The 7620-nt window shown below is 58.6% G+C and carries 7 protein-coding genes; 2 read left to right on the top strand and 5 right to left on the bottom strand.

The features are described from left to right. Positions 1–413: 413 nt before the first annotated feature. The 3 genes from HNR01_RS06620 to HNR01_RS06630 form a co-directional block, all read right to left on the bottom strand. Positions 414–1847: an NAD-dependent succinate-semialdehyde dehydrogenase gene (locus HNR01_RS06620; protein ID WP_183667174.1), complete on the bottom strand. Its 1434-nt coding sequence runs from the start codon at positions 1845–1847 to the stop codon at positions 414–416. 456 nt (positions 1848–2303) lie between these two features. Continuing rightward, on the bottom strand, positions 2304–3089 hold the full coding sequence (locus HNR01_RS06625; RefSeq protein WP_488168547.1) for a DUF8758 domain-containing protein: 786 nt from the start codon (positions 3087–3089) through the stop codon (positions 2304–2306). Next, entirely contained in the window at positions 3055–3552 is a 498-nt protein-coding gene (locus tag HNR01_RS06630) for a DUF488 domain-containing protein (RefSeq protein ID WP_183667176.1), read from the bottom strand. The genes HNR01_RS06625 and HNR01_RS06630 overlap by 35 nt, the downstream gene beginning before the upstream one ends. A gap of 314 nt (positions 3553–3866) precedes the next feature. Between HNR01_RS06630 and HNR01_RS06635 the strand changes: the two genes are divergently transcribed. After that, on the top strand, positions 3867–4430 hold the full coding sequence (locus tag HNR01_RS06635) for a recombinase family protein (protein WP_183667177.1): 564 nt from the start codon (positions 3867–3869) through the stop codon (positions 4428–4430). Between the two features lie 76 nt (positions 4431–4506). Here the strand turns inward: HNR01_RS06635 and HNR01_RS06640 are convergent, their stop codons facing one another. Further along, entirely contained in the window at positions 4507–5130 is a 624-nt protein-coding gene (locus tag HNR01_RS06640) for an SLATT domain-containing protein (RefSeq protein ID WP_309236158.1), read from the bottom strand. After that, positions 5060–5941 (bottom strand): SMODS domain-containing nucleotidyltransferase, encoded by an 882-nt coding sequence (locus HNR01_RS06645; RefSeq protein WP_183667179.1) that lies wholly within the window; start codon positions 5939–5941, stop codon positions 5060–5062. Before HNR01_RS06645 ends, HNR01_RS06640 begins: the two co-directional genes overlap by 71 nt. A 274-nt stretch (positions 5942–6215) precedes the next feature. Between HNR01_RS06645 and HNR01_RS06650 the strand changes: the two genes are divergently transcribed. Next, positions 6216–7565, top strand: coding sequence for an ADP-ribosylglycohydrolase family protein (locus HNR01_RS06650; protein WP_183667180.1), 1350 nt, complete (start codon positions 6216–6218; stop codon positions 7563–7565). Positions 7566–7620: the final 55 nt, after the last annotated feature.

Here is a 7620-nt window from a genome sequence, read left to right on the forward strand (position 1 = left end):
ATCCCCCTGTTGATGGCGCCGCCCGAGCTTGAGGATGGACTAGCAAAAACGGAAGAGCCCGCCGTCCTCGATTGCCTTGAGCCGTGAGGGTCATCGCGGGCGCACACGTAACATTCACTCGACATTGCGAGTTACGCGAGGGCGACAGGCGGAACAGGCAGCCCGCATCATCGCGGACCGACTTGTCTAACGCGGCCGACGGCTTTTGCCGCGAAAGCGCGGTTTCAAACCGCTCCCGGTCGATGGGGTCGGTTCGATCCCTGCAGCCGTCCTTCCGGGGTGCCGAAGGCGGACCCGGAATCCACGATGACCCTGACGTGGCCGTATTTCCCGCATCCCGGGTGGATTCCGGGGACCGCTCCGCGGCCCGGGATGACGGGCCGCGGCCCCGACGCGATCGTGCGGAAGTCGTTTCAGGTGTTGGCCTGGGTGATGAACTTCGTCACGAGATACGCCTCGATCGCCTCCGCGCCGCCCTCGCTGCCGTAGCCGGAATCCTTGACGCCGCCGAAGGGCGTCTCGGGGAGTGCGATGCCGTGATGGTTGATCGAGATCATGCCGGACTCGACCCCCTCGCCGATCCGGTTCGCCCGGGCGGCCGAGCGGGTATAGGCGTAGGCCGCGAGCCCGTAGGGCAGGCGGTTGGCCTCGCTGAGCGCCTCGTCGTCCTCCGCAAAGCGCCGGATCGCGGCGATCGGTCCGAACGGCTCCTCGTTCATGATGCGCGCATCGAGCGGCACGTCGGCGAAGACGGTGGGCTCGAAGAAGTGCCCGCGGTTGCCGACGCGGCTGCCGCCGGTGAGGAGCCGCGCGCCCTTCGCCTCGGCATCGGCCACGAAGGCCTCCATCGCCTCGACCCGACGGCCGTGGACGAGCGGACCCATCTGCGTCGCGGGATCGAGACCGTCGCCGACCTTGAGCGCGCGTGAAGCCGCGACGAACCCGTCGACGAAGCGATCATACACCCGCTCCTGCACGAGGAAGCGGGTCGGGGCGACGCAGACCTGCCCGGCATTGCGGTACTTGTTGGCGGCGAGCACCCGCACCGCTGTGTCGACATCGGCATCGTCGAACACGATCGCCGGGGCGTGACCGCCGAGTTCCATCGTCGCCCGCTTCATGTGCTGACCGGCCAGCGCCGCGAGCTGCTTGCCGACCGCGGTCGAGCCGGTGAAGGTGATCTTGCGGATCACCGGGTGCGGGATGAGGTAACCGGAGATCGCGGCCGGATCGCCGTAGACGAGGGCGAGAGCCTCGCCCGGCACGCCGGCGTCGAGGAAGGCGCGCACCAGTTCGGCGCAGGAGGCCGGGGTGTCCTCGGGCCCCTTGAGGATGACCGGGCAGCCGGTGCAGAGCGCCGCCGAAAGTTTCCGCACGGCTTGGTTGATCGGGAAGTTCCACGGCGTGAAAGCCGCCACCGGTCCGACCGGCTCGCGGGTGACGATCTGGAGCACGCCCTCGGCGCGGGCGGGGATGACCCGGCCGTAGGCGCGCCGTCCCTCTTCCGCGAACCACTCGATGATGTCGGCGGCGACGCCGGTCTCGATGCGCGACTCGGCCAGCGGCTTGCCCTGTTCGAGGGTCATGGTGCGGGCGATCGCCTCCGCGCGCTCGCGCATCAGGGCCGCGGCCCGGCGCAGCACCTTGGACCGATCGAAGGCGGAGACCCGCCGCCAGGTGGCGAAGCCGCGCCCGATCGCCTCCAGCGCCTCGTCGAGATCGGCTTGGCTGGCGACGGCGACCCGTCCGATCGGCTCACCCGTGGCCGGGTTGAGGATGGACAGGGTCTCGCCGCCGCTGCCGGAGCGCCACCGGCCGGCGATGTGAAGCGAAACGTCGAGATCCATGAGCCATCTCCGCGGAAGGGACGGCTCTCATATAGGCGCTGCACGCCCCTTCGGGCACGGTCGGCGGCGATCCGATCGCGCCGTCAGCGCGGACTGGACGGCAGGGACCGCGCCCGCGATGCACCCGCGCTTCCAGACCTTCAGGCCGGCGCCGTTCTGTGTGAGATCGTTGTGTAAAACGGGGTCGATCACCGACCGCCGAAAAGCACCAACTCTTTGCTCCGAAACGGGAAAGAGTTTGGTGCGGCCAAGAGGACTCGAACCATCATTTTACTGTCGGCTCGAAGCTAAGGACGACTCAATTGACCGTATTGTGCTAGAGTTTGGTGTATCCGTCAAGCGAACCTAGTTCATCGTTATTCAAGATGCATAGAAGGTTCTGCGAGTGAGATCGGGCATCAGGCTTGGCTCTTAACGATCAACATGCTAGCCGGCCTTAAGGTAGTAGAGAGAATTCTAGAATAATGTCGTCTGTAAGATTGGGTCCAGGCGAACGACGCCGATGATCATCCATTGCCAGTTCCGCTGAGAATGAGTTCCCATCGCCAAGACCATACCTTTTCTTGGGTATTCCTCATTAAACTTACTCGCCATCCACTCTAACGCGGCCTGTTCGCCAAGCTCAGTGCGCCGTTTCATGAATGTGGCTTCAATCTCCCAATCATGGCATCGAGCCTCGTGGGCGCCATCTGCATCTCTATAACTATAATAGAAATCGAAAGGTGCCGGCTCACGAGGGACAACTCGTCTGCCGCCGAACAAGTCATTGGAAGACTCTAATCGCTCGTAGTCTCGGCGGACTTTTTCGATCTCAGACGCAGACTTCTTCTTCCAGTAGAACTTCGGCTCGTCCGGTCGAACAAGTGCGAGACTTCGCCCTTCCGAGTATTCCTTCTTCGTGCTGTCAACAATCGCGCGACTCAAGAAACGTCCTTTCTCGCTATCACGCAGCTTGCCCGTAATTTCGATGCTGTCAGGGTTCACACGTCTAGACTCGGCGCGCCGATCTTTGGATGTTTCAGGCAGCCGCCAGCCGAAACGGATACGGTCCCATCGTCCAAACTGTTTCGCATGTTCGAGTTGTCTAAATGTAACTGGATATAGTCTAAGCCACCGGCCGTACTCGTCGATAGCTGCTACACAGACCGTTTCACCATAAACTCCGCCGGCCTGAGGCAAGGCTTTTACAAGAACTACAGCCTGCGTTTCACCCGACCTCGATAGCTCTGGCCTGTTGCTCATTTCGCCGAGACGATGCCTCTGGTGGGACCGCAAGGTGATTCGCGGTAAATAAACCTAGAGCTTCCATCTGGTGGATCACAAGTAGGCGGTGGCAGACCTCAGGGTCGCGTTCGAAGCACATAAGTGCCGATCTGCTCGTCTTCGCGATAGCAACAGCCTCTGAGAGGCCGTGCTGTGCTTGGGGCGTGGCAAGGTGGGAGAGATATATGCTTCGAAATGAATCCATCTGTCCTGCACGTGCGGCTTCCCTGCCAGCTTTAGGGTCGCCTAGAGACTGGATATGAGTGTAGGAAATGCCGTGCAGTGCTAATGCAGCCTTTAGAACATGCTTCGAAAACCCACGCTTGCGCGAGATCGGTCGTTCCCTGACATCGATCAGATGTTGAACGTCATGCGCCAGCAACGTGTGGATGAAGGCTTCTTGATGCGTGCCTTCGTAGCCGATGGTGTGAATCGTTTGCACCTGCGTCCTCGGTTGGCACAGCCGTTCTTGATACCTGTCCGGTATCCACCATGCAGCAGATGACCACCAGCCCGATCACCCGCAACTCGGGCAGTCTGCGATGGCCTATCTTCCAAAGGTTGCATAAGTTTCGCAGCATCAACTCATAGTGATGTGATCTGTCCATATCGGCTCGGGTACGGCTGTTAAATCAGGGTGCACCGTATGGTGACGTAACATCGCCTCCGATCCTCCCTAAGCGCGAGCGTAACATCAGGATTGCTTATCGCCTGATGTTACGATATCGTCACCCGCTCTAGACCTTGGAGTGACAGTTGGCGAGGATCGGGTATGCGAGATGCAGTTCTGAGGACCAATCGCTCGACATTCAGATCGAACGACTCAAGGCCGAGGGATGCCAGCCAATCCGATCAGAGAAGGTGTCCGGTGCTTCGCGTGATGGTCGCACCGAACTGGCCGCAATCCTCGATTTCGTCCGCGAGGGTGACGAGTTGGTTGTGGTCCGTGCTGACAGGCTCGGCCGTGACACGCGTGACGTTCTCAACATCGTCCACGAACTCGATCAGCGTGGCGCCTACCTGACCGTTCTTGACCCGCACGTCTCAACCCGTGGCGAGAGTGGGAGGATCGTGCTGACCGTCCTTGGGATGGTAAGTCAGATGGAGCGCCGCTTCATCCTCGAACGTCAGCGGGAGGGTATCCAGGCCGCGAAGGCGAAAGGTGTCTACAAAGGTGGAACACGGCGGCTGGATCGAGAGAAGGTGCTGGCGATGAAGGCTGAGGGTCACGGACCGGCCGCCATTGCCAAGGCTGTCGGATGCTCACGGATGCAGGTCTATCGGATCATCGGCTCGTTGCCGGCTCCATCTGGCTCATGACAGAAACAGAGCGACAACAGACGGCCTGCTGACTCGGATAATCCGTTCTGCCTCACGACTAATGAGCTATTCCCTGCTAGCTACGCTTTAAGGTGGGCGGCAGAAACTTATCAATTTCCCCAGGATTGAAGGTGTAATCCTCCAACTTCTGCAATCCTTTCTGAGCAAGCCTGTATGCTTTAGGAGTAGTGCCCGGAGCTGACTTATAGATTGCAGCAAGTTCGTTTTGAAGATTGTCGCGTCTTTCCCGAGCCACCTCGTCGCTGATCGCCCCACTCGAAAGATCAGTCAGCAAGGACAGGTATGACTCTCGAATGGCCCAAATATCAGCAGCGGTATCCCGATGCTTCTGCGCGGTTGCACCAGGATCAAACCCCTTCATGTACCCTGAAATGAAGAGAGTAATCGTAGATACGAACGCTGTCAGAGCCTTCAACCAGATATCATCTGTGAAGAGTACTGCGAGCGCCCCCGATGTCGTTACCGCAGACAATACGATCTGCCATATCTTGAGCCGCCTAAGCGTCGCAGAACATATGTCGCCTTGCTTCTCGTGAGTCTTGTGCGAATACACTACTCGAGCGAAGCATTCTCGCACCTGCCCCTCGAGCGTTACAGTCGCCTCACGTTTAGGGGTAGGTTGGGCCAAAAATCTCTCTCCACTTGTTGCGGGCGGTTGCAGGTCGGTCATTGGATTCATGGCTGATAGCGCTCAGTGCATCTCCATACGATGCGCCAGCTTGTCTCTGGAAATTACCCTTTTTAAAAACATATGAGCTGCTTCCTGGCGCACGCCAATATGTCTGACTAGTATCAATCTGCGATAGGTACAGTAAGAAGTCCCGTATCAGAAAGTCGTGATACAGGTATGACTTATCGCTGTAGGGCCAGCCGGCGATAAATTGATAAGCGAGTGTATCGATTAACATACCGCTCATTGGCACGCTGTGTCGATCCCGCCAGATGCGCGCCATACGGCAGACTGCTTTCAAGTTGCCGTTTGCGTTCGCTTTATCTCGTGCGGCGAAGGCCGCCATTTCTCCGCGCGGATCGCATATTCTCCAACTTCCACCCGAATTAGAATCAGCGAAGGTGAATGTATTGCTGGTGTTTACAAAGACGGGAAGGAACTCAAAGCGGATGCCGTCATCGAAGTTCACGGCTATGATCTGCCCATCCGCGCCTACGTAAGACGTCGAATAGGTGCGCCCGACTGACTGCTTTACTTCCTGTAATAGCGCCGATTGACCATTTGTCTGATACGAATTGTACTTGTGATACATCGCGTTGGGAAGGGTAAATGCAACATCTAGATCACTTACGCCATTCGCTGCTGTGTCGCGCCCATAAGAGCCAACATACAAGCTGTGCGCCGTTTCCGAATCTGTATTCCAGAAGTCTTTGTTCAACTGCCTGGTAATCCGCCTGTAGCGATACGAGATTGTCCCGACCGTAGCGGATGGGATCAAGTAGTTGGCTCGGAAAGCTCGGAAGTTGTCGGCGACGCTCATTGCAAGACCCTGCCATATCTCGCAGTTTCTGGCTAGAACGAAAGCGGAACCTGTCGCGGTTATCACGAACAATCCTACTTCATTTCACGGCTGCCGACTCATTAGAATATCGAATCAGTTTCCTCGCGTTCCAGTAGTTTATTGGCTAAGGCTTATAAGGCAAAACGTATGCGTGAATAAGTTGACAGACATGATGCATGGAAAAGGAGCGCAACTAGCTAATTCTTACTTGTGAATGTTGCAATGATGTGTTATATCGCGTTCGGAGGCTCCCATGGCAGAGGATGTTCTTTATACGTGTTCCGCGGCTTCTACTGATTATAGTCGTATCAAGCAGCGTACTAGTTTATCTCATCCATTGAATGTCTCGGATATTATTGGTGAAGCCGGCCTGGGAAGCATCGGCGTCACGTTCTGTCCCGGTAAGGTTCAGACGGACGGCGCCACAGGGCCGTGGAACCGCGATCTGGCGACGGACATCCGGGCGATCTCCGAATGGGGCGCGACAACACTAGTCACGCTGATCGAGAATCATGAAATCGACGCCCTACAGGTTCGTGGGCTTGAGGCTGAATGCCAGCACCACGGTATCGATTGGCTCCACTTACCCATCCCTGACGTTTCCACTCCCACTGTCGAGTTCGAAGCAGCTTGGGCAAGCGTCGGCGAAGGGCTGCGGTCACGCCTTCGGAACGGCTTTAACGTCCTCGTCCATTGTAAGGGGGGCCTTGGCCGCGCAGGGACCATAGCGGCGCGGCTTCTAGTCGAGCTTGGTGCTGATCCCGAACAGGCCATTCAGAACGTTCGTGAGGCTCGTCCCGGCGCCATCGAGACCGTCGAACAGGAACGCCACGTCCACGGTATCCGGCCGATCCCTGAACGTCTCCCATCGAAAACACTAGACGCGATTCGGGACCGTGCGCTTGGTGCCCTGGTCGGCTTGGCCGTTGGCGACGCTATCGGGACCACAGTGGAGTTCGAACAGCGCGGCAGCTTCTATCCCGTCACAGACATGTTCGGCGGCGGTCCCTTCGATCTCAGGCCGGGTCAGTGGACCGATGACACGTCGATGGCCCTGTGCCTCGCGGACAGTCTGATCGCGTGCGGTGGGTTGGACGAACGCGACTTGCTCGAACGGTTCTGCCGATGGTTCAGGGTAGGCGAGAACTCCGTCACGGGTCACTGCTTCGATATCGGCAACGTGACCGCGACCGCCCTCACCCACTTCGAACAGACCGGCGACGTTCACGCTGGTCCGACTGATAGGATGACGGCGGGCAATGGGAGCCTAATGCGCCTATCACCGGTCGCTGTCCGCTACTGGAACGATCCCAACCTCCTGAGTGACGCGGCGAGACGGCAAAGCTACACGACCCATGGCGCTCAAGAGGCCGTGGACGCCTGCGAAGCGTTCTCGAACATCCTTGCGGCGGCAATCCAGGGGAAGCCTCTCACAGACGTTCTGAGCGCAACCTACGGCCATGCTCTCTGCGACGGTGTGCAGGCGATCATCGGAGCATCGTGGAAGGCGAAGCATCGGGACGACATCCGATCTTCCGGTTACGTGCTCCACTCCCTTGAGGCTGGGTATCGGCGTGGAAAAAGGACCCGGCTGAGGGGCTGATCGGCGTCCAATAGGGACCCACCCCGCCCCCGTGCATCTCTTGCTCCCTACCGCT

Source organism: Methylorubrum rhodesianum, from assembly GCF_014199985.1.
GTDB classification, from domain to species: domain Bacteria; phylum Pseudomonadota; class Alphaproteobacteria; order Rhizobiales; family Beijerinckiaceae; genus Methylobacterium; species Methylobacterium rhodesianum.

Bases quoted from the DNA above. Each gene is read 5' to 3' on its own strand.
- HNR01_RS06625 (WP_488168547.1), bottom strand. From the start codon at position 3,089: ATGAGCAACAGGCCAGAGCTATCGAGGTCGGGTGAAACGCAGGCTGTA.
- HNR01_RS06650 (WP_183667180.1), top strand. From the start codon at position 6,216: ATGGCAGAGGATGTTCTTTATACGTGTTCCGCGGCTTCTACTGATTAT.
- HNR01_RS06620 (WP_183667174.1), bottom strand. From the start codon at position 1,847: ATGGATCTCGACGTTTCGCTTCACATCGCCGGCCGGTGGCGCTCCGGC.
- HNR01_RS06640 (WP_309236158.1), bottom strand. From the start codon at position 5,130: ATGAATCCAATGACCGACCTGCAACCGCCCGCAACAAGTGGAGAGAGA.
- HNR01_RS06645 (WP_183667179.1), bottom strand. From the start codon at position 5,941: ATGAGCGTCGCCGACAACTTCCGAGCTTTCCGAGCCAACTACTTGATC.